The following is a 26,161-nucleotide window of genomic DNA, read 5'->3' on the forward strand; positions in this document are numbered from 1 at the left end:
ATGCTGATTTCACTTTCATTCGCAATATAAAGCTACGATCCAACCTGCTCACTACGAGCATCTGGATTACGGGTGATATACATCGCATCACCATAACTAAAGAAGCGGTATTGCTGTGCAACTGCTTCTTTATAAGCTTGCATGGTGTTTTTATACCCTGCAAACGCAGAAACTAACATAATCAAGGTTGATTCAGGTAAATGGAAATTGGTGATCAACGCGTCAATGACCTGATACTCATAACCAGGATAAATAAAGATTTGCGTATCATCAAAGAATGGCGCTATTAACGCACCTTGGCTCGCTTTAGCGGCACTTTCTAATGAGCGTACTGAGGTTGTTCCTACCGCAACAACACGATTGCCTCTCGCTTTACACGCTAATACCGCATCAACAACATCTTGTGGCACTTCTGCATATTCAGAGTGCATTACATGATCTTCAATACTATCAACGCGAACTGGTTGGAATGTACCAGCACCCACGTGCAATGTAACAAAGGCCATTTCTACGCCTTTTGCACGCAATGCTTCTAAAAGTGGTTCATCAAAATGCAAGCCAGCTGTCGGTGCTGCAACAGCCCCAGGACGCTCACTATAGACGGTTTGATAAAGTTCTTTATCGGATTCTTCATCAGGGCGGTCAATATAAGGTGGTAGTGGCATATGACCGATTTGGTTAAGAATGCTCAACACATCACGTGGGTCATCAAAACGCACTTCAAATAAAGTGTCATGCCGCGCAACCATCGTAGCATTCACGCTTTCGTCTTCGCCTAAAACCAGCTCTGCACCTTCTTTTGGTGCTTTAGACGCCCTAATATGTGCCAGTACGCGGTGTTCATCTAACATTCTTTCGACAAGTAATTCGATTTTACCGCCACTCGCCTTGCGACCAAACAGCCGTGCAGGGATCACTCGGGTATTATTGAAAACTAACAGATCACCAGGAGCGAGTTTATCCAACACATCGGTAAAAATACCATGGGTCAATTTCCCCGTAGGTCCATCGAGGCTCAGTAGTCTGCACGCGCTTCTTTGCGCTTGAGGATAGTGGGCAATTAATTCTTCAGGTAATTCAAAAGTAAAATCGGAAACACGCATTGTCTTAACTTCGATCTAAAAAACAGGCGACTAGTCTAGTGCTGAGGGCGCGAAGGCGCAAGAAATAAGCGTATTTTTGCCAAAAAAACTGTATTCATTTAATAAATGTTTTGCAAAACCCCCCCATTTCTTTAATTAAAAATAAAACTATTTCCTTTTCCTACTCGATCTTATACCCCATGCATTTCGAGTTAGGGCAAGGCAGCTAGCAAATTGAGCCCTAGGAGCATACACAAGTATGTGACTAGGGTCGGTTTGTGCGGCGAACACAGCTATAATTTGAAAGGCATCGGGTATATAGTTACCAAATGAACTTTTTAGCTCACCTACATCTGGCCCACAAAGCCGATTGCTCTTTACTTGGCAATTTAATGGCCGACTTTGTTCGAGGTAACCCCGAAGGCCTCTATACGCCTGATGTTGTTACTGGTATTTTTATGCATCGCGCGGTTGATAAAGCGACCGATACACATCCTCTAGTCAAACAAGCTAAACTTCTGTTTCGTGATGACTATCGCCGCGTTGCACCAATCACACTTGACCTTGTTTGGGATCACTTTCTTTCTTTGCATTGGAATATCATTGAACCCGATATTTCGTTGGCTGACTTTGTTAATTTTGCACGTTCTCAAATCGAACCAGACCTTTGTCATACTCCTGAAAAGTTTCAAGAGTTAAATGAGTTTCTTTGGCCGCAACAATGGTTAATCCGCTATTCTGAGAAAGCGTATATTAGCAAGTCATTAAATGGAATGGCGCGTAGGCGGCCTAAATTGCATGCTCTCAGTGGCTCTTTTGATGATTTTCTGCTGCAATACACAGAACTTGAACAGATTTTTTTCCAGTTTTACCCACAAATGGTGAATAAGGCGGAACAACAAATTTTTGTCGATAACCTCACAACATCGACAACTTGATTGCTATACCACTTGCACTTTGTTGTATTAAAATTATTGTATTGATGTTAATTAATTAAATTGATACAATTGATAGGTAAAAGCTATCACAACGATTGGTATTTATACCTTTATTCTTTGTAGGGAATTCCATATTCTCCCTCAGTGTATAAATATATAGAAAGCCTTTAATTCAAACTCATAGGAGTAAATTATGGTTCTGGTAACACGTCAAGCCCCTGACTTTACTGCAGCAGCTGTTCTTGGTAACGGTGAAATTGTTGATAACTTCAACCTGAAAAACCACCTGAACGGCCGTGCAGCTGTGATCTTCTTCTGGCCAATGGACTTCACTTTTGTCTGTCCTTCAGAGCTGATTGCATTTGATCATCGTTATGAAGAATTCAAAAAACGCGGCGTTGAAGTTGTCGGTGTCTCTTTTGACTCTGAGTTCGTTCACAACGCATGGCGCAAGACCCCGGTTGATAACGGCGGTATTGGTGAAGTTAAATACCCAATGGTTGCTGATATCAAACGTGAAATTATGAAAGCTTACGGCATCGAGCACCCAGAAGCAGGCGTTGCTCTGCGTGGCTCTTTCTTAGTCGACAAAAATGGTGTTGTTCGCCATCAAGTGGTTAACGACCTGCCACTAGGCCGTAATATCGATGAAATGCTGCGTATGGTTGATGCGCTGCAATTCCACGAAGAGCACGGTGATGTTTGCCCAGCTCAGTGGGAAAAAGGTAAAGAAGGTATGAACGCATCTCCTAAAGGCGTTGCTGACTACCTGACCAAAAATGCAACTGGTCTGTAATCAGATCTTTTAAGTTTTTATAAATCGGCATGGGCGTTGCTTGTGCCGATTTTTCATTTTAACCTTCCCAGTTACTACTTTATTCCCTTCTGTCTGGTTATCTTTTTACAACAGCCCTTGCTAGAAAATTCTTAATTAAACTTAAAATTCAATATATCTAAGGGTATATAGCGAGGCGTACTTTCAAGGTCCCTACATTTATAATATGGTTACACTTTTCAATAATAAGTTACATTTTCAATTTAATTTCTGAGACAATCGCAAAATAGGATAAAAGTTATGAATTTCAAAATGTTAGCATCCATTGTCATTGCAGGAGCTTTTCTTGCTGGCTGTGATAACAATCAAACGGCATCTGAAAGTAATTTCAAAAAATCCATTCAAGATTATCTCGATACAAAACCCGCTATTTGTATTAATACAGGCCCATTCCCTGCTGGATTTTTAGCGCCATCCAATACACGTACGATTGAACAATTAGATACTTTGGTTGACGCAGGGCTATTAAATAAAGCAGACAAACAAATTGTTGTTAAAGACATGTGGGGCACTGAAAAATCAGGTGATGGTGTAGAATTTACCTTAACCAATGAAGGGCAAAAATTCTTTGATGCGGCAAAAGCAGACTTCTCTGGTCGCGGTAGTTTCTGCACAGGTAAATTTGTTGTTACTGAAGTCACTAATTTTACTGAACCCGCAGAGCGTAGCGGTCAAAAAATTTCCATCGCTAATTTCAAACAAAAAATTGAAGACGTTGCACCTTGGGCTAAGAATGAAAAAGTGATCGCCGCTTACCCACAAATTAAAATCAGCCAAGAACGGGCTGAAAAATCACAACAAAGCCCTTTAGTTCTAACCAATAATGGCTGGATCCATATCGCATTGTTTAATCAAAAATAATTTCAGAAAGTTTTATTTTGAGGTACTCATTAGTGCCTCATCACTCCTTTCATATATCGCCTCAAGATAAATTTTTTAGCACTTTGTTAACACTTCTCAGTTTTATCCTTCAGTCATCTCTATTATTTTATGCTATACATTAAGCGTACAAATGATTAACAAATTAATCACATTAGTTATTTATGTTACGTAATCTAATACATTCATCAGGAGATACGAATGATAAAAACATCATGGCGCCCTTCTGCTCTACTGCTTTCACTACTTATCTCACCTCAGTTATTCGCGGCCACAGAACCTGCTGTCGAGGCACAGAAAGGTATGGTGGTATCTTCTCAACATTTAGCATCACAGATTGGTGCCGATATTCTTAAGGCCGGCGGTAATGCGGTCGATGCCGCTGTTGCCGTTGGCTATGCACAGGCGGTTGTTAACCCGTGCTGCGGCAACATTGGCGGCGGTGGCTTTATGACTATCCACCTTGCCGATGGCAAAGATCTTTTTATCAATTTCAGGGAAACGGCTCCCAAAGCTGCCAATGCAGATATGTATCTCGATAAAGATGGTAATCTAATCAAAGATGCTAGCCTTTATGGCTACCTTGCTTCAGGTGTTCCCGGAACCGTCAAAGGACTTGATTATGCCCTTGAAAAATATGGAACAATGAGCCGTCAACAAGTCATGGAACCCGCTATTAAGCTAGCCAGAGAAGGATTCATTTTGACTCGGGCCGATACTGACGTGCTAGACACAACGACCAATCGCTTTAAAGATGATCCTGAAGTTGCACGGATCTTTTTGAAACCTGATGGCAGTGCTTTCCAGCCGGGCGATCTATTAGTGCAAACCGATCTGGCAAATACATTGGAAAAAATCGCTAAAGAAGGCCCTAAAGCTTTCTATGAGGGCGAGATACCTAAAATTGTTGAACAAGCCTCTAAAAAGAATGGTGGTATCTTAACCGCCGACGATTTTGCTAATTACACCATTACTGATACGACCCCGGTAAGCTGTACCTATCGCGGCTATAAATTTATCTCTGCACCACCACCAAGCTCAGGTGGGGTGACAATTTGCCAAACACTCAACATATTAGAAGGCTATGACCTCAAAGAGATGGGTTTCAATTCCGCCGAATATATCCATACTCTGACAGAAGCGATGCGCCATGCTTATATGGATAGAAACACTTTCTTAGGCGATCCTGCATTTGTTGATAACCCGACAGAAAAATTGCTAAGCAAAACCTACGCGGAAGAACTACGTAAAGAGATCAAACCCAATCAAGCCACGCCATCAACCCAAGTCCAACCAGGGGTTGGCCCACATGAAAAACCAGAAACCACTCACTACTCAGTTGTCGATGATAAAGGCAATGCGGTTTCAACCACCTATACCATCAATGGTCGCTTTGGCTCTGTGGTGATCCCACCGGGCACAGGCTTCTTTTTAAATGATGAAATGGATGATTTCACCACCAAAGTGGGCGAAAAAAATATGTACGGTCTGGTTCAAGGGGCAAGAAACTCTATTGCACCCGGTAAACGCCCACTTTCATCCATGAGCCCAACCATTGTGACTAAAGATGGTCATGTATTCCTCGTGCTAGGCTCTCCGGGGGGATCGCGTATCATTTCAATCACCCTACAAACTGCATTGAATATTATTGATCATGGCATGCCACCACAAGAAGCGGTGAATGCAGCAAGGATCCACCATCAATGGCTACCTGATGAGGTCTATTATGAAGAGAGAGGGGTTTCTAAAGATAGCTTAGGCCTACTTGATAAGATGGGCTACAAAATGGTGGAACAGACCCCATGGGGTGCTGCAGAGCTGATCATGGTACCCGTTCCTGATGCGAAAGGTGATAAAACGGATTCTTCAGGTAATGACTCCGCGGTTTCAGGTAAAGTTCGCCAAGGTTATATTTATGGCGCGAATGATGTAAGACGCCCTGCGGGCAGTGCCGTTGGGGTAAACTAAAGCTCACTCAAGGCAGGCTATCCTGCCTTGAATTTTTGAATAACATTAAGTCTATCGCTTTTTTTGAAAGAAAAAAAAGATGCTCTTTATATAATTATTTTATTTATAATTAATAAGGAATCATTATGACCAGCATCCTTTCAAATAAAGTTCCTCAAAGAACCACTCTGGTAACCAATGACACTAGTGAGATCAGCACTACCGCCAATGACAACTCAATTGCTAAGTATATAACTTCATCTAAAAATTCCAATAGCCCAACTTATAGCTTCTCATTGAAAAACGATTCGATCGATTTCAACAAAGAAAAAATGCTGAAAAAACATAAATCGTATGTTGATACAACCCTAGCAAAGGCATTCATCGATGATTTAACTCAAAAAATAGAAATAATGGAAAAAATAGAAAAAACAGAAAAAAAATTTTGGGTTAAGAAAAATAATAGGCTTAAAGAAGAGCTTCAACAAATGAAGGATTTAAGAGATAAATTACAAAATCCAACTGCAATGAAAAAGTATGAAGAGTTTTTTCTACAAAATAATCAATCAATAACTAACGACTATATAGCCCAACTCGAAACACACATGAAACAAGGTTATAACGAAAATATAATTTTTGAGAAAGCAAATGCAATATCCAGAGCAGTTAATCTTGCGATTGACAATACTATTCGTGACTTAAAACTTACCTCTATCAGCGATAAAGAGAAACAACTTGTATTTTATAAGGTCATAACACATTTCAGTATTGATGAAAATACAAAACAAAAAGTAAACCCAAAAGCAGCATCTCTTAGTGCTGCTCATCATGTTGCTAACAATGCATATAATAGCGTTTTAACTCAAAGTAAAATTGCTAAACTAAGCAATAATGACCCTAGTTTAATAACTGCCCAAAGTAACGCGATTGTGACTACACTTGGAAACCAAATCATCAATGATGCCGTTACGCAGTTTTTTGGTAAAGAGGAATTCGACCTTGATAAAATATATGAAGATGCCTTAGTCGTCACAAATAAAATCCTTTACTTAAACAGCCCAACTAGTCAGCCAATCCAAGACAATACAAACAACAAGCGTAAAGATGCATCCCGCCTAGTAACATCAAAATTATCGATCCCTAATTCGCATAGCGAATCAACCGATGTGTAATGAGCATCATTAATATCTGTGCATTGATTAAAAAAATAAAGGAGCCAAATGGCTCCTTTATTTATACATTACATTCGTATCATCATGCCTGCTTATGTTCCGCAGCAGATGTGATCACACGATCACAAACCGCTGCAACAACTAACACCACAATTGAAGGCAACAGCCATGCAAGATCTTGCTGATACAATGGAATTGAAGTCATCCATTCAGGAATGTAATCTTTCAGGTTATCCGATGCTTTTGCAGCACCAATCAAACCAACTACAAAGCTAGTCAACATAGTTGGCGCCATCACCACACTTGGGTTACGCCACCACTTCAGGGTGAAGCTAAGTAAGATCAGTACAATACATGGTGGATAAATAGCGACTAATACAGGTACAGAAAACGCGATCAGTTTGCTTAAACCAAGGTTAGAGACCACCATGGAAAACACACCAAGTATCAACACTAACGAGCGATAAGAAATCGGCACATAACGGCTGAAGAACTCAGCACAGGCGCAGGTTAAGCCTACCGCGGTAACCATACAAGCAACAAAGATCAATACCGCAAGGAAGAAGCTACCATAGTCGCCAAATGTATATTGAACATAGGCATGCAAGATATCGGCACCATCTTGCGGATTAGGGATTATTGATGCACTGTTTTCACCTAATTTAAATAAAGAGAGATAAACCAGTGTTAATAGCACCCCAGCAATCAAACCTGCCCACATGGTATAACGTGTTAGTAATGAAGAGTTTTCAATACCTCGCGAACGTGCCGCATTAACAATTACGATACCAAATACCATTGCGCCTAATGTGTCCATGGTTAAATAACCATTTATAAACCCATTGGAGAATGCCATATCACGGTATGCATCTGTTGATGGCATTGGCTCCCCTGCAGGCCAAAGTACTGCAGCAACACCAAGGATCGCTAAAGCTAGCATCTTCACTGGAGCAAGTATGTGACCAACACTGTCGAGTAGCTTACCTGGATACAATGAAATACCAATGACTAATACAAAATAGACCGCACTGTAAATCAGCAATGAAATATCAGACTCACCACCAAGCAAAGGGGCAATACCGACTTTGTAAGATACAGTTGCCGTACGAGGCGTAGCAAATAAAGGCCCTACTGAGAGGTAAGCAACAACAGCAAGTAGTAAACCAGCCGTTTTACCAATAGGTGTACTTAGGGCTTCAATACCCCCACCCACTTTAGCCAATGCAATCACGGTTAAAACGGGAAGACCCACACCTGTGACAAGGAAGCCAAGGGCAGCAGTCCAAACTTGTTCACCTGCTTGTAAGCCGACCATAGGAGGAAATATGATATTTCCAGCCCCAACGAAGAGCGCAAAGGTCATGAAACCTAAGGCAATAATATCTCTGGATGTTAAACGATGAGCCATATTTTATGTTAAATCTATGTAGCAATAGTGAAAATATAGAGAAACTAATCAGTATCTCTTTGAATGATAATTGACGGAATATACTCGTCATACCTCAAAGTACAACATTGTTGGCTTCATTCGCTCTCGCCAGTCACATACTTTTATATGCTTCTAGCATCTCTCTCACTTGCCGCCTAGTTGTACATCGAATTATTTAGAGCATAGAATTTTTATTAACAAGCCATTAACAATACAATATGTACTATTTATCACATCAGGCAAGATGAAAACTCAAAAAACAGGAAAAATCGCCAATAACTGGCTACAAGTAAAACTTTTATAGGGAAAAAAGGCAATAGCAAACCAAAAAACAAGCATGAAACACTAAAGTATTTTTACTAACTAGTGATTACTGTCAGTAAAATAAGAATATACACTATATGATTTGAATAAAAAATAATCAATATGCGATTATTCACTCTATCTTTGCATCATTATCGGGTTCTACAAAATGAAAATATAGAAAGACAAATATGCACACATTAAATCAATCAACAAAAGCGGCTACTCGCGGCCGCTCTCATCGTTCACTATTCTATTATGCTGTCTTAGCGGTTTTCTTATCAGATACAATCAATACCGGCGGTAAAGTAAATGAAAATTCACTCCCTTTCCCCAACTGGCTAGTGATAACTAACTGGCTATTATGATGTTGTAAGGCATGCTTGACGATGGCTAAACCAAGCCCCGTTCCCCCACCGCCATGGCGAGTTCTTGCTTTATCCACTCGGTAAAAACGTTCAGTCAAGCGAGGGATATGTTCGGCTGGGATCCCGACGCCATTATCAGCAACGCTAAACCGTGCACCATTATGATTTTTCTGCCAACTGACCCGAATGGTCGTTCCTTCAGGGGTATGTGCAATGGCGTTGTAAACCAAGTTAGCAACCGCACTGCGCAACTGTTCTTCATTACCGTAAACACGCAATTGCTCATCAACAGAAAACTCAAATTGCTGCCGGCCTTGGCTCAAGCTAATCGCCTCTTGCTCAATCATTTTTAGAATAACAGGGATATTAATTTGCTCATCTAGATTGATCTGAGGAGCCACTTCAATACGTGATAACTGCAACAATTGTTTAACCAAGTTATCCATGCGATGTGCTTGCTCTTGCATCACATGTAGGGCTTTTTTATTGGCGGGCGAGGCATTTTCTTGGTCGTCAAGTACCTCAAGATAGCCCTGAATAACGGTCAGTGGTGTGCGCAACTCATGACTTACATTAGCAAAGAAATCTCTACGCGCTTTTTCTAATCGACGTTTTTCAGTGACATCTCGTGCCACCATTAATAATTGGTCCTCGGTATAAGGAAGGATACGAAATTCAACAATTGCGCCGCTATTCAGTTCAAGTGTTAAAGGTTGATCATAATTCTGTAAGGTAAAATAGCGGCTAAAATCAGGGTAGCGTAATAAGTTAAAAATAGGCTGTCCGCTATCTTCTGGCCAACGAAAGCCCAATAAATGTTGAGCATGGCGGTTACACCAAAAAATATTACCTTCAAGCGTCATCATCACCACGGCATCAGGCAAAGATTCCGCACCACTTCGAAACCGCTTAATTAACTGCCCTAATTCACGACGACGCTTACGATTGCGTTGTTGCATCTGATATATCCCGTAAAATATGGGTTCCCATCCACCTTTACCATCAGGAGGGAGCATACTACGGTCTAACCACAACCAATATGACAGTTTCATTAAGTTATAACTATGCCAAACCAGCGCTGCGGCAAGTGAAATTACCAGCAACCATGCAAGATGACCAATAAATAGAGATAAAATTAATGCAGGTAAGATAAATAAAAACAGCCCCCAAATCAGCTGTTTCCATGATAGGCGTTCAAGCACGCGGGGATCCCCTTTATTAGTCAGTAACGAGTTGAGAAGCGATAGCCCGTACCACGAACCGTTTGCACCATTTTATCATGCCCTTCGATTTCTAATGCTTTTCTAAGGCGGCGTATATGCACATCAACGGTGCGATCTTCAACATACACATTAGCACCCCAGACATAATTGAGTAACTGCTCACGACTATATACCCGCTCAGGATGGGTCATAAAGAAATGCAGTAATTTATATTCCGTTGGCCCCATATCGATCGGGATATCTTGACTACTGACGCGATGGGAGGTTGGGTCCAATGTTAACCCGTTCATTTCAATAATATCTTCTGTCGCCATTGGTGAAATACGACGTAAAATAGCTTTCACACGAGCCACCAGCTCTTTTGGTGAAAAAGGTTTGATCAAGTAATCATCGGCTCCGACTTCGAGCCCTTTAACACGATCTTCCTCCTCCCCTCGTGCAGTTAGCATCATAACTGGCACATCACGCGTATCGCTGTCACGCTTCATGTGTTTGATCACTTGGATACCCGAGCCCCCAGGGATCATCCAATCCAATAATACCAAATCAGGTAACGGGTCAACTAACTGCGCAATTGCGGAATCATAATCATCAGCTTCAATAGACTGAAAACCATTCTGCTCTAGTACAAAACAAACCATTTCGCGGATGGGCGCCTCATCTTCAACGACTAGAATGCGTCTTGCCATGATTAATCCTGTAAATAAGAAGAGATTGTTAAAAGTAAAATCATTATGCGTCACTTTTATGACAGAATTATGAATGTTAACACTCAATCATGATAGTCCAATAGCAATTGTCATTTTAGTGAAATCTCGCAGTCATGCGATCTATACTCTAAATAATTCGAGTTGCAGGTAGGCGACAAGCGAAGATAGACGAGGAGCATAGATAAACACGGTGACTCGGCGAGCGTAGCGCAGCCACTTATACCTCAACGAAAAGCCCCACATCTTGAAGAATGACGAGTATAAAACGATAATTCTCCGAATCAACCACCTCAGATCAGGTATACTACTTAACGTTCAACTAGCGTAAATTCACATGTAATAGACAGCAATTCTGCGATTTGAAGTATCATAAGTCGTCATGTTTAGGAACCCGTATTGATGCGCATCATTCATACCTCAGACTGGCACCTTGGCCAATATTTCTTTACTAAAAGCCGTGCTGCGGAACATCAACATTTTTTAACTTGGCTAATCGAACAAGTAAAACAATACCATGTTGATGCCATTATTGTCGCAGGCGACATTTTTGATACGGGTTCACCACCGAGTTATGCAAGAGAGCTTTACAACCAATTTGTCGTCTCTTTGCAACAAACAGGCTGTCAACTGGTGATACTCAGTGGTAACCACGATTCTGTTTCTGTTTTAAATGAAACTAGCTCACTACTTGCCTATTTAAATACGCATGTTGTCACATCAGGTAGCGAACCACAGGTCATCACGCTAAAAAATGCCCAAGGTGAGGCCGGAGCCCTGCTATGTGCAATCCCGTTTCTGCGCCCTAGAGATATTCAACTCAGCGTTGCTGGGCAAAGTAGCGAACAAAAGCAACTATCATTACAAACTGCCATCAGCGAATACTATCAGTATAGCTATCAGCTAGCGCAACAACAACGTGAAGCGCTTGAGCTTGAGATCCCCATTATTGCCACAGGGCATCTGACTGTTATTGGTGCTGAAGTTTCTGATTCTGTAAGAGATATCTACATTGGCACCCTAGATGCCTTTCCATCAGGAGCGTTTCCCCCTGCTGACTATATTGCCTTAGGGCATATACATCGCCCGCAAGTCATCGGTGGAGAACAACACATTCGCTATTGTGGATCACCTATCGCATTAAGTTTTGATGAAGCAAATCAACAAAAAAGCGTTTGTTTAGTGGAATTCGATCGCAGTGACATATCACAGATCCGCCAATTGCCGATCCCTATATTCCAACCATTGAAAACACTTAAAGGATCACTTGTCGATATTCAAAAACAGCTCAATGAAATAGAGTTCAATGACAACATTCAACCCATTTGGCTTGATATCGAGATTGCCACGCAAGATTACCTTTCTGATATTCAGCAACGTATTGAAGCACTGATAACAGATTTGCCCGTTGAAGTGGTGTTATTACGTCGCGCCCGGAAGCAACAGCAAAGTCAACAAGCTGCGATTGCTAATGAAACACTCAATGAACTCACGGCCGAAGAGGTATTTTTGCGCCGTTTAACAGAAGAAGAACTGAACGACAAAGAAAAAGAACAACGGCTCTTACTACTATTTAAGCAATCTCACGATGCATTACGCTCTGAGTTTGAGGGGGATGCATGAAAATACTGAGTTTACGTTTAAAAAATATTAACTCCCTCAAAGGAGAATGGAAAATTGATTTTAACCAAGAGCCTTTTATCAGCCAAGGGCTCTTTGCCATTACCGGTCCTACTGGAGCAGGCAAAACGACACTATTAGATGCAATTTGCCTTGCTCTTTATCATCAAACTCCGCGTTTAACGACTTTATCGGCAAACCAAAACGAGTTAATGACCCGCCATACCGGTGAATGTCTTGCTGAGGTTGAATTTGAAGTTAAAGGAATAGCCTACCGCGCATTTTGGAGTCAAAGGCGTGCAAATAATAAGCCAGATGGTAAATTACAATCACCAAAAGCTGAGCTTGCAACGGTTAGCGACGGCAAAATCATCGCTGAAAAAATCAGTGAAGTCAGAGAACAAATTATTCAGATAACGGGACTCGATTTTGGCCGCTTTACAAAATCTATCTTGCTATCTCAAGGTGATTTTGCGGCCTTCTTAAATGCCACAGAAAAAGAGCGCGCTGATTTACTCGAAGAAATTACAGGAACTGAAATCTATAGTCAGATTTCTAGCTATATCTATCGTCAACACAAGCAAGTTAAAAATGATTTAGAGCTATTAAAAGCGCGAGCGCAAAGTATTCACTTACTCACAGAAGGTGAACATCAAACATTACTCATTCAGCAGCAATTGTTAGCTGAGCAAGAAAACCAACTCAACCTCCAACGTACGCAATACCAACAAGCACTGCATTGGCAACAGCGCCAACAGCAGCTCACCGTACGTTTACAACAACAGCAATTAGAACGGCAACACGCACAGAGTGCCTATCAAGCGGCTGAACTGGAAATAAAAAAACTCACTGACAACATACCGGCTGAGAGCCTACGCCCTCTATGGCAAGATACAGAGCGCCAACAACAATCACTGAATGAATTATTAGAAAAACAGCAAAATCTTTTGCTAACTTTGAATAATCAAACTCAACAGCTAGTGCCGTTACAAGAACAACTAACACAAATTAACGCACAAAATACGCAACACCTAAGCTATACCCAACAACAGACACTGGTAATCGATAACCAAGTCCGTCCATTAGATAATGAGATCATTAATTTAAATCAACAAATTAAAGAAACTCTAGCGCAACAAAATCAATATCAATCACAATATCAAACCAAACAAACGCTAATTGATGACGGGCAACAACAAATATCCCTGTCGAATACAGAACTCAGCAATATTCAGTATTATTTACAAAAAAACCAGCAAGATGCCGTCATTTTACAGCAAATTGGCTCATGGCGACAACAAGAACAATATCTAGAGCAAACGAAGAAACAGCTTATCCAGTTTGAGCAGAAACAACAGACTTTATCACAACAGCACATCACTTTGTGCAGTGAACAGAAGCAGCAAACTGAGCAATATATACAGCTTCAGCAACAACTTGAGCAAGATCACGCCATCTATCAGCGAATTGAAAAGAACTATTTAGCCTGGTTGGAAGCCCATGATATTGAAAAAACTAACCAAACAGTAGAACAATTACGCTCAACGGTGCAACATATGCAGTTGTTACCCATCCTACTAACCCAATGGCAAGAGCTACAAAGCCAACAACAAATTAAGTTAGCTCAACAAAAAGAAATTACGCTATCAATCACCCAAGCAGAACAGCAGATCCAGCTAGCAGAAACGCAAATTGCCTATATCCAGCCTCATTTGACCGATTTACAAGCTCGATTACGATTAGAACAAAAAATAGTCAGTCTAGAAACGGAACGCCAACAGCTTATTGCCGGTAGCCCTTGCCCACTTTGTGGTGCCACTGAACACCCTGCTATTGCACAATATCAAACCATAGAGCCAAACCAAACAGAACAACGTTTGCATGAATTGACCACTCAGCTTGAACAATTAAGACATAACTTAACCACCCAACAAGCACAGCGGCAAAAAGAAATTCAGCGACAAGAAGAAAACCAACAGACACTGTTACAGCTAGCAACCCAAGAAAACTACTTGCAAAAACAGTGGGCAACCACATGTCAAAAAGCCATGATTACAGAATTGGCGATTGAACAAAATGTCGTAGAACAATTACTCAATGAATGCCAACAACAGTTATCAAGCGAACAAAAGCTCTTGCAGGACTTTGTGTTACTTGAACGTGAGTATCAGCAATCTAAGTATCAATTACAGGAAAAACAATCACTCAACAATCAGCAGCAATCAATGCTAACTTTACTTGATGAGCGAATAAAGCAGATACAGCGCTCAATGGATGAAAACCAAGCACAACTGCTCACACACCAACAACGATATAGTGAGCAGCACCAACAATTACAATCCTCATTGTCTGGTTTTCAATTACCAACCGATGAGCAATTCTCTCAATGGTTTGATGGGCTAGAAAAACGCGGTCAATTATATGAATTAAAAAAACAAGCAACTCAAGATCTCACCAAAAAAATAGCCGTTACAGAAGCAATGCTACAAGCAGAGACCACTCAACAAGCAGCGTTAAAACAACAGCTAGAAAGTGCTCAGCAACATTTACAACAGTTGCAACAGTTGCTGCAACAAAAACAGAACTCGCGCCAATTATTGTTGGGTGGTCAATCCATTTCACAATTTGTCAGCCAATTACAGAAGCAACAAGATAAAATCATCTCTCAACTACAACAGCTCAGTGAGCAAGTAAGTTATCGTGAAAAAGAAATAGCATCACTGAAAGGCAGTCATCGTGAAGTCACCAGTGCGATCGATAAGAGTCAACAGCAGCTGAGTACAGCACAACAACATTTTGCTGAAGCACTGGCAAGCAGCCCGTTTGCAACACAACAAGCATTTTTAAGTGCATTATTATCTGCTGATGAAAAACAGCGCTTAGAGCAATTGCACCAGCAATTAAAGCAATCCTGCATACAGACTGAGACGCGTTATAAAGAAGGTGAGTTGGCGTTACAAGAACATTTGACACAACAACCAAAGGGCTTACCAGATAGCCATCCAGAGCAATTACAACACGATATCGGCGAACTTGATAATAAAGTAAAAATGCTCAATCAACAGCAAGGCCAAATCATCAGTCAGCTCAATAGTGATAAGCAACAACGCCATCAACAACGTGGCTTACTACAAGAAATTGAACAAAGCCAAGCTAATTGTGATGATTGGGGATTACTCAATGAATTAATTGGCTCTGCTGAAGGTGATAAGTTCCGCCGTTACGCACAAGGCTTAACCTTTGACTGTCTTATTTCGCTCGCCAATCAACGCCTCAATAAGTTACATGGACGCTATATCTTAAAGCGCAGCCACAATTCTGATCTCGAATTACAGGTAATTGATAGTTGGCAAGCGGACACTATCAGAGACATCAAAACCCTTTCAGGTGGTGAAAGCTTCTTAGTCAGCCTTGCTCTCGCTTTGGCGTTATCGGATATGGTGAGCAATAAAACACAATTGGAATCATTATTCCTTGATGAAGGGTTTGGCACGCTGGATCCAGAAACATTAGATATCGCACTGGATGCTTTAGAAAGTTTAAATGCCTCAGGGAAAACAATTGGGGTTATTAGCCACGTTGAAGCGATGAAAGAACGGATACCTGTACAGATCCCGGTGAAAAAAACCAATGGCTTTGGGTTTAGTGAATTACCAAGCCAATATCGGATCAACTAAAGCGATTAGCAGAGGTTTGAACCTCTGCTTGTTTTTCACTTAAACAGCATCCAAAGCTTGTGATAACGCTTGTTTTAAATCATTTACGTTTTCGATTCCTACTGATAAACGCACTAGATTACTATCGATACCGGTTGCTTGACGAACTGATTCAGCGACCCCTGAATGGGTGGTTGATGCAGGATGGCAGGCTAACGATTCTGTTCCTCCTAAACTTACCGCTAACTTAAACAACGCCAAATGGTTTAAGAAATTAAATGCATCCTCTTCGTTATCACCGACATTGATGGAAAACGTTGAACCTGCACCTGTGCATTGGCGCTGATATACCTGATATTCAGTACTTTCCTTTGGTAAGAATTCAGGGTAATGCACTTTTTTGACTTTTGGATGTTGATGTAAAAATGTCGCCAATTGCTGTGCGTTATCATTGGCTTTTTCCATTCGTAATTGCAATGTTTCCAAGGAACGTCCAAGCATCCAACTCGAATGAGGATCAAGCTGAGTACCTATCGCATTACGTTGAGCGCGAACTTTTTTCATTAATGCACGACTACCGGCGACACCACCAGCAACTAAATCAGAGTGACCACCAACATATTTAGTTAGTGAGTACACACTTAAATCAGCCCCCAATGATAGCGGTTTCTGGAACACTGGGCCAAGTAAAGTGTTATCACAGATCAATAATGGTTTTTCTTCTTGACGAGTTTGTGCAATCTCTTTTGTTAGTTCACTCAGTAAGTGAATGTCCACTAACGTATTTAATGGGTTCGAAGGTGTTTCAATATAGATAGCAGCAATATTCTTAGCTGGGTCTATACCTTTAATCACCTCTCTTATCGATTTCACATCACAACCATTTGCAAAAGAAATTGAAGTAATACCGAAACGAGCCAATGTATTTAAAAATAGCGTTTCTGTTCCACCATACAATGGCTGAGAATGCAGTAATACATCTCCAGGTTTCAAAAATGCCATTAAACAGGTGGTAATCGCTGACATACCTGATGAAAATAATGCCGCACTTTCTGCCCCCTCATATAATGCCAGTCGGTCTTCAACAATTTCGCTGTTTGGGTGATTAAAGCGAGAGTATACCAGCCCTTGTTTCTGGTCGTCAGGCGTTGGTGTGCGCCCACTAACCATATTGAAAAACGCTTTCCCTTCCTGTGCCGTTTTAAATACAAAAGTTGAAGTTAAAAATACTGGGGGCTTAATTGCACCTTCTGAAAGCTGAGGATCATATCCATAGCTCATCATTAATGTTTCTGCTGCTAGTGTGTGCCCGTTAAGCTCTTTTTTATAATAACGATTCGACATCATGGTACTCCAATAAAATAAAAGCTTAGCTGAATGCTAAGTACATCATAAGATATTGCTATTTTTAATAATTTGCTCGTATTCCTCAGGATAAAATTGACGTGTTACTGATAAGTGTGAACGCAGTCGACCTTTAATTGCATTTTTTCCTAAATTAGTAAATAAAGGATTTAGTGGATCGCTATCAGGTCCTAGCGCCTGCTGAGCTAAATAAGTAGGTAGAGGTAATAATGGCACTTCATTAGCGAATACACTTGGCGTGATAAAGTAAGCAATCGAATAGCGTGAAACACTGTTTTGCTTTCTCACAACTTGATGAACATTTGCACGTAAGTAACCATTGGTTGCCAGTTCAAAAACTTCACCAATATTCACAACAAACGCATTTTCTAAAGGAGCAACATCAATCCAGCCATTATCTGTGTCGACTTGTAACCCACCAATATTGTCTTGCCATAATAAAGTTAATATTCCTGCATCTTTATGTGCACCAACGCCTTGCTCTCCCTCCAAACCACTTTCACGAGCGGGATAATGGATTAATTTCAGCAAATGCTGAGCCGGATCAGCAATAATAGGGTCAAAGCTGTTTTCAGGGAGTTCTAACGCAACCAAAAATGCCTTAATTAATTTAACGGCCGTCTCTCTCATCGCTAATTGCCAAGCTAGTGCCCGTGCTTTTAATTCAGGCAATGCATCAGGCCATTGATTTGGCCCTTGCAGGTTAAACCAAATAGGATCCTGATCCGTTAAGGGCAGTGCAGGCAGTTCTTCACCAATATCAATTTGCTCACGATAATCGGGTTGGTTACGTGTATTTTCCTGTGTTGATCCTGTGTAACCACGAAAATGCCTCGAATGACTCATATTTATTTTATTTTTTTCTACCTCAGGTAAAGCAAAAAACTGTTTAGTCGTGGCTAATAAATCGTCTCGTTGCTGTGATGAAATATTGTGGCCAACAAGATAGAAGAAACCGATTTCACGGGCCGTAAAACGTAATTTTTGATAGAAATTATCTCGTGTGCTTGGATTATCTAATTCGCGAAGATCAATAATAGGTAGCTGATATGCTGACATAATAAAACCTTAAAAATAGTTAGTTTTATTAATTAAATAGCACCGCAATAAAATACTAAAATAATTTAAAAATATATCGATATAACAGTTTCAATCATTAAACATGATATATAACTAAAACATCTTCGTGCTTATAAAATGTTATTTCAACTCCCTCCAAGCGATCTGTTTATATAAAAAGAAATAACAGTTCAGGGATACCTCAATGAAAAAAATAGTGGCAATATTATTAACTCTTTCCATTTCGGCTTTGAGCGCTTGCTCGCAAGAGGACGAAACTAAATCAACCGCCAATAGTCATCATCAGGGGCAAAAAATCATTATTGGTAGCCATGGCAGTGATGCCGATATTTGGCAATTCATCGCACAATCACAGGCCGCCAAAGATGCTGGTTTAGATATTGATGTGAAAATTATTGATGATGGTGTCACTCTCAATATTGCGACCATTGATGGTGATGTCGATGTTAATGCATTTCAATCTTGGGGGTTTCTGAAAGATTTTAATAAAAATAATGGTAATAAATTATCGGCTATTACCACAACCTACTTCGAGCCAATGGCGGTTTATTCATCTAAATATAAAAAACTAGATGAATTACCCGATGGCGCACTAATCGCAATTCCTAATGATACCGCCAACCATGCAAGAGCATTATTATTATTGCAAAAAGCTAAACTGATTAGGTTAAAACCCGATTTTAACCAAGCAACTGGCTCTGTGAATGACATAATTGAAAACCCCAAAAAACTAGAATTTAAGCAAATCAAATATGCTCATGGCCCAAGAGCTTTACCAGATGTTGATATTGCTGTTATTGGCAATACTGCCGCACAAGAAGGAGGGTTAAACGCTTTGAATGATTCTCTATTCCGCGAACAAAATGATGGCAGCATTAATAACATGATCAATGTACTAGTGGTCAAAAAAGAGAATAAAGATAATCCAGCATTTAATAAACTTGAAGAGCTATATCATACTGAAGCGGTTAAGAATTACATCCGTGATCATTTTGGGGGAACAAAAATACAAATATCCCAGCCTTTAGCTTCTCTTCAATAACTTTATATTCGTCATTTTTCTGTAGGGTATACGTGGCTATGCCCTACTTTTCTCATTCAGTTCCTCTCACCAACTATTTCATCAATAATCTTTTTTATTACGCAAAACGTGCTAAAAAACCAGTAACACTTTGAATAAAAACATTAAATTTGATACTTTAACTTAGCCTAAAAATTTGAACCTTACGGTTAAATTTTTTTTCTATGATTTTTTAACCACAACGATATAGTACTACTCATCAAATGAATAGCGACGCTTGGAACTGTTCATACCATATAATACCGTGCGCTAACAAATAAATAGCTAGGAGACTTACATGTCAAACGCCTTTATCGAAATGATTAAAAACCGTCGTACTATTTACAGCCTCGGCGATCAATTACCGGTTTCTCATGACCATGTAACAAAATTAATTAAAGAAGCCGTCAAACATTCTCCATCATCGTTTAACTCACAAACTTCACGTGTTGTGATTTTATTCGGTGAGCAGCATAAAAAATTATGGAATTTAACCAAAGAAACATTGCGTGCCATTGTTCCTGCGCAAGCATTCGCAGCAACTGAACAAAAAATTGATAGCTTTGCAGCAGGCGCTGGTTCTATTTTATTCTTTGAAGATATGGCTGTTGTTAAAGGGCTACAAGAGCAATTCCCTCTGTACGCAGACAATTTTCCCATTTGGTCTGAACAAGCAAGCGGTATTGCACAGTTCGCAGTATGGACAGCATTAGCGCAAGAAAATGTAGGTGCATCATTACAACACTACAACCCTCTGATTGATAACCACGTTCAAAAAGAATGGGGAACCCCAGATAATTGGGTACTACGTGCTCAGATGGTATTTGGTTCTATCAATGCGCCAGCTGGCGATAAAGACTTTATGGATGATGAAGCTAGATTCAAAATCTTCAAATAAGATTTAGCCTTCAATAATACCTCGCCCCTGTAGCCTTAAAGCAGGGGCAAATCATGACCAATATTTCAATATACACCTTTCATGATACGCCAACGCCATGGGATCCTTCCCCAATTAAACAATAAACTCAGTGACTGCTCTTCACCCGCATAAGACGAAGGTTTACAGCGAATTTTGCTAACTAAAAACTTCCCACTAAGCAGTGATTTAGTTTGTTTAAATGTTTATTTTTCTCAAACATATCAAAACAATAATTGTTACTAAAACATCTAAAACAAACCCATACCTAGCCTGTTTCCGGTTTTTATTCGGTAAACAGGCCATTTTCACTGCTCAGATAGAATATTGTATAATGGAATAATTGTTCATAAAAACCCCATATACGAGATAAATTATACGAAATACATATTTTCTTAGCATATGTCATATTAATTACTCGTAACTGAACTAAACTTATAAGTGAGAATCCGTAACGCACTACTCGCATTCATTGTATTTATGCCAAATAATCCGAGGTGCAGCTAGATGACAAGCGAGCAAACGTCACTCAATAACGCTGTAATTTGAATTATGTCGAGTATGCGCTAGTTCAACTAGGAGGTAGACTATGAAACGCTTATCCTTAATTGCAACCGTTACTACTGTACTCATTTCTAGTTTTTCTTTTGCCTATGCCGCATCTAATACTGTTGGTGGCGGCACAATTACCTTTATTGGCTATGTCTATGAACCTCAATGTGAAATCAGAGTCGCCAATAGCGAAAAAGTTGACTTTGAATGTTACCGCAATGGTAAAAATTTGACCAAAACCAGTTCATTAAAGAATGCGAAAAAACTTAGTACTGATTTTGTAAAGGTGGAATACAACCAGTTTAATAACAAATCAACTTTAAATATTACTTATGACTAGGGCTTGTTATTTGTATTCTAAATCATTAGAGGTGTGGCGAGGTGGCAAGCAAAGATGGGCGAGTAACATAGATAAATTCTGAGCCCCAGCTAGCTGAGTGTAGTCATCGCACCTTAACGAAAAGCCCTGTAACTTGAAGTGTGGCAAATATATATTGGGATACCTAATATTTATGAATAAATATAGGTATCCCAATCCCTTGGTTTACTGCATATCAATCATAAAAATAGCCTTACTATTTGCTTTCCCTGGGTTGATTGCTTCCGTAGGATATCTCACATACTTAGCATTAAAATCCAAACTAATAAATTGAGTCCCTGTACCTGACATTACAGGAACATTAGTCCAGTTGTTGGAAACAGGGATCCCACCACCAGCTGGACCGAGGTTTAATAATTTTACTGGTGTACCTGATGCAGTTGATATCTGAATAGCTACACCTTTGGCTGTTGATCCCATGCTTGGATCTAACAACAAAAGATTTTGCTCATTAGTTGCTCGATTGGCTTCACTTGGCACAAAACCATATTTTACTTTTGTCGCCCCTCTTTGACATTCTAAAGTGACATTAAAATTCGTTGGTGTAGATGGAAGATCATTTACTGAATGACTACCTAAATTAACTGTTGATGTAATTTGCGAAATACCGCAAGAGTTAATGACTCGCCCATTGACAACGCGGTGTGCTATATTTAAGTAGCTGCCCCCCATTACTGACCCAGTATTAATACCTGGTCCTGAAAAGCCAATAACCCCTCTATTAATGACACCAATAGCGTTCAAATAAGCATTTGCAGTTACGGTTTGATTAGAGCGAACTTGCTCATTTGAAATACCCGAAAAATGCTTAAGTTTTATTTGTATTTTTTGTGAATTATTAGGATCTATATCATAGCCTATTTTATTTCTAAGCGCTGAGTTATTAAACTGAGTATCTTTACTTGCACCATTTCCAATAAAAAAGTTAAACATTAGCCCCGTCATATTGGTTTTCCAATATCGAATACCACTACCAAGTGTCGCAAATGGAGTTCCGTTGTCTAATGTACCCGGAGGCATATAATACATTTCATAAATGGAATCTTTATCAGCTAAGTCACACTGAAATAAAACCCTATCTAGAGGAATATTCAATTGTGCTGATATATCAGCGGGGCTAACATATTCAAAGCCTAATCGCGTACCTTCTGGCTGATATTCTATTTTGTAAATTGAAATATCCGTTTTCGTTCCGACCCTAACAGTTGCACCATTAAGACCACCACCTGGTGCTATAACACAGTTTGCTTCTGCTAAAATAGGCATTAACATTATAACAGAAAGTGCCAGCCTGATATTTAATTTTAATATTGACATAATTAACCTCAATAATAATAGCAAGTGGAATCAGGGATAGATTGATTATTTGAAGATGTATAAGAGAATTGACATTTCTGCTCGGCTCCATCTCCCCATTTAATATAAACAATCCCTTTTTCTAATTTTGAATTGAAGTGAACTAATCCACCTTGCCCAACCAAACCAACCTTACTATTATTTTCATCGTAAATATTGGCGCCAAACGGTACAGATTTATTATCTTGTAGTTTAATACGGTAAGTAATATTGTTACCTTTTTGTGTGTCAAACTTAACTAAAACTGCAGAACCCGCATAAGGTGCTATTTTTACCAAGTTATTATTAAGTTCAACATCAGTATTCATATTTTCAGTATTAAGATACAATGAGTTATATTGATAAGGCACTAGTGAAGGTACTACTGCTTGGCCTCTTCCATTTACAGCAATATCCCCCCATGACGAAAGCGTAGCCCCCTCAGCATCATCGGCTTCAACAATTGCAAAAGTTTCTCCTAAATAACGTGATGGAATAATACCGCCTTGATATGCAACTAAAGCACCACTCGTACCAGCAGAGATTGTTCTAAAATGATTTCCTTGTGAATATCCAGCATTAACTGAAGCGGATGAAAAATCTTTCTGGATATTTCCGGAGAAACTGCTACTTGATTCGCCTATATCACTTGCTGTTGCGTTCCAAGAAATTGAGTTATCGTCACCTAAAGTGCTACTTACTGTTGTGTTATTTTGCCAACGATTATCTGCGTCAGAATGTGTAACTGAGCTGCTTAATACCATATTTTGATCTGGATACCACAGTGAAAAAGGTACTGTTACATTGAGCATATAATTATTATCACTACCCTGATCATCGTTCCGATACATTTTTATATAAGTAAGGCTATAACCAATACCTTTATAATTATTCATATATCCTGCTTGCAACTGCTTACTATCAGGTAAATTATCTCTCCAAGTTTGTAAAGACCCGCTAACATATACTGTGCCGTAATCAGAAAGGTTTTGGTTGACAGTTAGTACATATTGAGAGCGTCGCGGGTTAATAGAATCACCGTTAAATAAATAGCTATCACGATAACTGCTTGCTTCATACAGGCTTAAATAATCTTGTGATTCATAACGATAGCCAGCTAATGCAATATTTGTACTTGTTGCTTGAATATCTTTATTCCAAGTCACCCTTGCTCGAGCACCATCATATGTACGATGATTTTCTAATTCAGCTTTAGAACTTGCCATATCAAAACTAAATGCGCCTATTTGGGTATTAACAGCAAACCCTAGCAGTCCTGATTGATATTTATTTGAGTATTGTAATCCTGCAAATGGAGTTAAAATATTACTCAAGCCATATTGTACGGTTGATTGAACAAAGATGTCTGAAGATGTGTTATCACCACGGAGCTTACCACTCACAATACTATAGTCCATCTGACCTGGACGTAATAAACCAGGTACCGTTGAAAATGGAACAACAAATGTTGAAACACTCCCGTTGGCTTCTGTTACTTCTACAGTTAAATCACCACCATATCCTGTAGCATATAAATCATTAATGGCAAACTCGCCCGGTGACACATTAGTTTCATAAATAACATAACCATTCTGCATCACTCTAACTCTAGCATTACTATTTGCAACGCCTCTTACTGTTGGAGCAAACCCTTGCATTGATTGTGGACGCATACGGCCATCTGTTGCTAGCTCGGCTCCCGTATAAGAGAAACTGTCAAAAATATTACCATTAGTAAATGATTGACCAACTGTTAACTCACTCTCAATCTGCGGAATAGCTCTTTGTACATAAGTTCTGATGCTTTCATGGTGAAAATTATCGTTTTTATTATATTGAAGGCTAGATTGATGACGAAAGCGAAATAGACCTAAGTTAAACCCTGCGGATATATTCCCATACGCAGAATGATCATCAACACCATGGTTACGAGTGCTGTACCCATTAAAATTATAATTAAGAAAAAGTGCTGGGATCCCTTCATCAAGCGAACTAACAGGAACCAATCCTCTAGCTGATTGATCTATCATCGCCTGAGGTATTAGAATATTTAATCTTAATACATCCTGTTTAAATTTAACTTGAACATCCTTAGAGAGACCTGATAACTCCTCACACTGCCCATTCGATTTAATTAGCGGTAAAAATTCAGGCTTTATGTGAAAAATATCAATATCTTCTTGAGTTAAACAAGGCACTACCCTTCCATTACTATCATCATAAAACTTAACTTCTTTATTATAAATAAATTCATTATTCAGATATATGTCCACATACCAATCACCAGGGGTTAATTGCCCCTCAGTTAGATTATCTATTGATATATTCTTGGCATTACCTAGCAAAAAACCCTCATCATAAGAATATTTTTTATTGTCATTATTGTTTTCTTCCGCAAAAGAAAGGCTACCATACCCTAAAGACAAAGAAACAAGAATAAATATTAATTTTATTTTCATATAAATACCATTATTATAGATTAGATTCGTAATTATCTAAACCACCGTAGTCATTGATCACTGAATAGGTTATTTTTTTAGCATTCAAAAACTCATTAGGAATTGGTGAACCATTTTCATTGCTCACTGTTATTTCTGAGAATGGTGCAACCATTTTTCCTTCTAGCTTTAATTTTCTAGATGAATCTAAAATAGAGATATCTTGAAATGTAATAAACCAAGGAGAATTATTCTTAATCAGAAGCTCATTACCTTTCGTTGTTTTTTTGAATGAAAAACTCAACTTATTACTTAACAAAGCAGGAGAATCAACAGCTGAAGGTCTAAAAAATAACTTAATCCTCGATCTAATCGCTATTTGCATAGTATTTTTATTTGCATCTACTGCGGATTCATCTTGAGGGGGTATTTCAAGAACATTTAAATAATATATTGATTCTCTATCTTTAGGTAATGAATCACCTAAATAAGTCAATCTTAGATTTTGACCTGCATCAGGAGACATTTTAAAGATTGGAGGAGTAATTGAAAATGGAGTTCTTATGTTTTCAGGTAGTTCGTTAGGATCCCCATTGTCTAGCCAAACCTGTACTAATGCAGGCCACTTATTATCATTAATTAACTGAACGGTTTTACTTTTTGATTTTTCATTATAAACCACACGAGTGCCATTAATAATAACACTAGCATAAATCGATGTTGACATTAGCAACAAAGAGAAAAACAAAATAACTTTATTTATGACTGATGGTCGAGTTATCATAATGACCTAACCTTTATTTTATTAGCTTTATTAAATAAATCATTCCTTATTACATTGATGAAAAGTCTCTAATTTTCATCATAATTTATAAGG

General features: G+C 39.3%; 19 protein-coding genes. 10 read left to right on the forward strand and 9 right to left on the reverse strand.

Annotated features, from left to right (window positions below; translation table 11 throughout):
• Window positions 1-32: 32 nt before the first annotated feature.
• Window positions 33-1,103, reverse strand: a complete 1,071-nt coding sequence (gene queA, locus AC3Z9T_RS14035; RefSeq protein ID WP_490126731.1) for a tRNA preQ1(34) S-adenosylmethionine ribosyltransferase-isomerase QueA — start codon at window positions 1,101-1,103, stop codon at window positions 33-35.
• Between the two features lie 308 nt (window positions 1,104-1,411).
• On the opposite strand from queA, the gene AC3Z9T_RS14040 reads away from it, so the two are divergent.
• The 5 genes from AC3Z9T_RS14040 to AC3Z9T_RS14060 all read left to right on the forward strand — a co-directional run bounded on the left by AC3Z9T_RS14040 (window position 1,412) and on the right by AC3Z9T_RS14060 (window position 6,853).
• Complete coding sequence (locus AC3Z9T_RS14040) at window positions 1,412-2,020, forward strand: acyl carrier protein phosphodiesterase (RefSeq protein ID WP_490126732.1); 609 nt, start codon at window positions 1,412-1,414, stop codon at window positions 2,018-2,020.
• Window positions 2,021-2,213: 193 nt separating this feature from the next.
• The gene (locus AC3Z9T_RS14045) at window positions 2,214-2,816 is read left to right on the forward strand and encodes a peroxiredoxin C (protein WP_490126733.1); all 603 of its coding nucleotides are present in this window, start codon (window positions 2,214-2,216) and stop codon (window positions 2,814-2,816) included.
• A gap of 279 nt (window positions 2,817-3,095) precedes the next feature.
• Window positions 3,096-3,716, forward strand: a complete 621-nt coding sequence (locus AC3Z9T_RS14050) for a hypothetical protein (RefSeq protein ID WP_490126734.1) — start codon at window positions 3,096-3,098, stop codon at window positions 3,714-3,716.
• Window positions 3,717-3,935: 219 nt separating this feature from the next.
• Window positions 3,936-5,702 carry a gamma-glutamyltransferase gene (gene ggt, locus AC3Z9T_RS14055; RefSeq protein WP_490126735.1) on the forward strand — a complete coding sequence of 589 codons (1,767 nt, stop codon included), beginning with the start codon at window positions 3,936-3,938 and terminating at the stop codon, window positions 5,700-5,702.
• A 125-nt stretch (window positions 5,703-5,827) separates the two neighbouring features.
• Window positions 5,828-6,853, forward strand: a complete 1,026-nt coding sequence (locus AC3Z9T_RS14060; RefSeq protein WP_490126736.1) for a hypothetical protein — start codon at window positions 5,828-5,830, stop codon at window positions 6,851-6,853.
• Between the two features lie 82 nt (window positions 6,854-6,935).
• Here AC3Z9T_RS14060 and brnQ read toward each other — a convergent pair whose 3' ends face one another.
• The 3 genes from brnQ to phoB form a co-directional block, all read right to left on the reverse strand.
• Window positions 6,936-8,261 carry a branched-chain amino acid transport system II carrier protein gene (gene brnQ / locus AC3Z9T_RS14065; protein ID WP_490126737.1) on the reverse strand — a complete coding sequence of 442 codons (1,326 nt, stop codon included), beginning with the start codon at window positions 8,259-8,261 and terminating at the stop codon, window positions 6,936-6,938.
• A 580-nt stretch (window positions 8,262-8,841) separates the two neighbouring features.
• Complete coding sequence (gene phoR, locus AC3Z9T_RS14070) at window positions 8,842-10,155, reverse strand: phosphate regulon sensor histidine kinase PhoR (RefSeq protein ID WP_490126738.1); 1,314 nt, start codon at window positions 10,153-10,155, stop codon at window positions 8,842-8,844.
• Between the two features lie 20 nt (window positions 10,156-10,175).
• Window positions 10,176-10,865 (reverse strand): phosphate regulon transcriptional regulator PhoB, encoded by a 690-nt coding sequence (phoB, locus tag AC3Z9T_RS14075; protein WP_490126739.1) that lies wholly within the window; start codon window positions 10,863-10,865, stop codon window positions 10,176-10,178.
• Window positions 10,866-11,285: 420 nt separating this feature from the next.
• On the opposite strand from phoB, the gene sbcD reads away from it, so the two are divergent.
• The gene (sbcD, locus tag AC3Z9T_RS14080; RefSeq protein ID WP_490126740.1) at window positions 11,286-12,506 is read left to right on the forward strand and encodes an exonuclease subunit SbcD; all 1,221 of its coding nucleotides are present in this window, start codon (window positions 11,286-11,288) and stop codon (window positions 12,504-12,506) included.
• Window positions 12,503-16,180: an AAA family ATPase gene (locus AC3Z9T_RS14085; protein ID WP_490126741.1), complete on the forward strand. Its 3,678-nt coding sequence runs from the start codon at window positions 12,503-12,505 to the stop codon at window positions 16,178-16,180. Before sbcD ends, AC3Z9T_RS14085 begins: the two co-directional genes overlap by 4 nt.
• Before the next feature lie 39 nt (window positions 16,181-16,219).
• Here AC3Z9T_RS14085 and AC3Z9T_RS14090 read toward each other — a convergent pair whose 3' ends face one another.
• Both AC3Z9T_RS14090 and AC3Z9T_RS14095 read right to left on the reverse strand, forming a co-directional pair.
• Window positions 16,220-17,506 (reverse strand): cystathionine gamma-synthase family protein, encoded by a 1,287-nt coding sequence (locus AC3Z9T_RS14090; protein WP_490126742.1) that lies wholly within the window; start codon window positions 17,504-17,506, stop codon window positions 16,220-16,222.
• 42 nt (window positions 17,507-17,548) lie between these two features.
• The gene (locus tag AC3Z9T_RS14095) at window positions 17,549-18,583 is read right to left on the reverse strand and encodes an isopenicillin N synthase family dioxygenase (RefSeq protein ID WP_490126743.1); all 1,035 of its coding nucleotides are present in this window, start codon (window positions 18,581-18,583) and stop codon (window positions 17,549-17,551) included.
• A gap of 205 nt (window positions 18,584-18,788) precedes the next feature.
• Between AC3Z9T_RS14095 and AC3Z9T_RS14100 the strand changes: the two genes are divergently transcribed.
• The 3 genes from AC3Z9T_RS14100 to AC3Z9T_RS14110 all read left to right on the forward strand — a co-directional run bounded on the left by AC3Z9T_RS14100 (window position 18,789) and on the right by AC3Z9T_RS14110 (window position 21,472).
• Window positions 18,789-19,646: a MetQ/NlpA family ABC transporter substrate-binding protein gene (locus AC3Z9T_RS14100; RefSeq protein WP_490126744.1), complete on the forward strand. Its 858-nt coding sequence runs from the start codon at window positions 18,789-18,791 to the stop codon at window positions 19,644-19,646.
• 316 nt (window positions 19,647-19,962) lie between these two features.
• Window positions 19,963-20,562 carry a nitroreductase family protein gene (locus AC3Z9T_RS14105; RefSeq protein WP_490126745.1) on the forward strand — a complete coding sequence of 200 codons (600 nt, stop codon included), beginning with the start codon at window positions 19,963-19,965 and terminating at the stop codon, window positions 20,560-20,562.
• Between the two features lie 607 nt (window positions 20,563-21,169).
• Window positions 21,170-21,472, forward strand: a complete 303-nt coding sequence (locus AC3Z9T_RS14110) for a hypothetical protein (protein WP_490126746.1) — start codon at window positions 21,170-21,172, stop codon at window positions 21,470-21,472.
• Between the two features lie 204 nt (window positions 21,473-21,676).
• Here the strand turns inward: AC3Z9T_RS14110 and AC3Z9T_RS14115 are convergent, their stop codons facing one another.
• The 3 genes from AC3Z9T_RS14115 to AC3Z9T_RS14125 are packed head-to-tail and all read right to left on the reverse strand — an operon-like array spanning window position 21,677 to window position 26,068.
• Window positions 21,677-22,828 carry a fimbrial protein gene (locus AC3Z9T_RS14115; RefSeq protein WP_490126747.1) on the reverse strand — a complete coding sequence of 384 codons (1,152 nt, stop codon included), beginning with the start codon at window positions 22,826-22,828 and terminating at the stop codon, window positions 21,677-21,679.
• An 8-nt stretch (window positions 22,829-22,836) separates the two neighbouring features.
• Window positions 22,837-25,305 carry a fimbria/pilus outer membrane usher protein gene (locus tag AC3Z9T_RS14120; protein ID WP_490126748.1) on the reverse strand — a complete coding sequence of 823 codons (2,469 nt, stop codon included), beginning with the start codon at window positions 25,303-25,305 and terminating at the stop codon, window positions 22,837-22,839.
• A gap of 13 nt (window positions 25,306-25,318) precedes the next feature.
• Complete coding sequence (locus AC3Z9T_RS14125; protein ID WP_490126749.1) at window positions 25,319-26,068, reverse strand: fimbrial biogenesis chaperone; 750 nt, start codon at window positions 26,066-26,068, stop codon at window positions 25,319-25,321.
• Between the last annotated feature and the right edge of the window lie 93 nt (window positions 26,069-26,161).

This window comes from Providencia sp. 6390 (assembly GCF_058148425.1).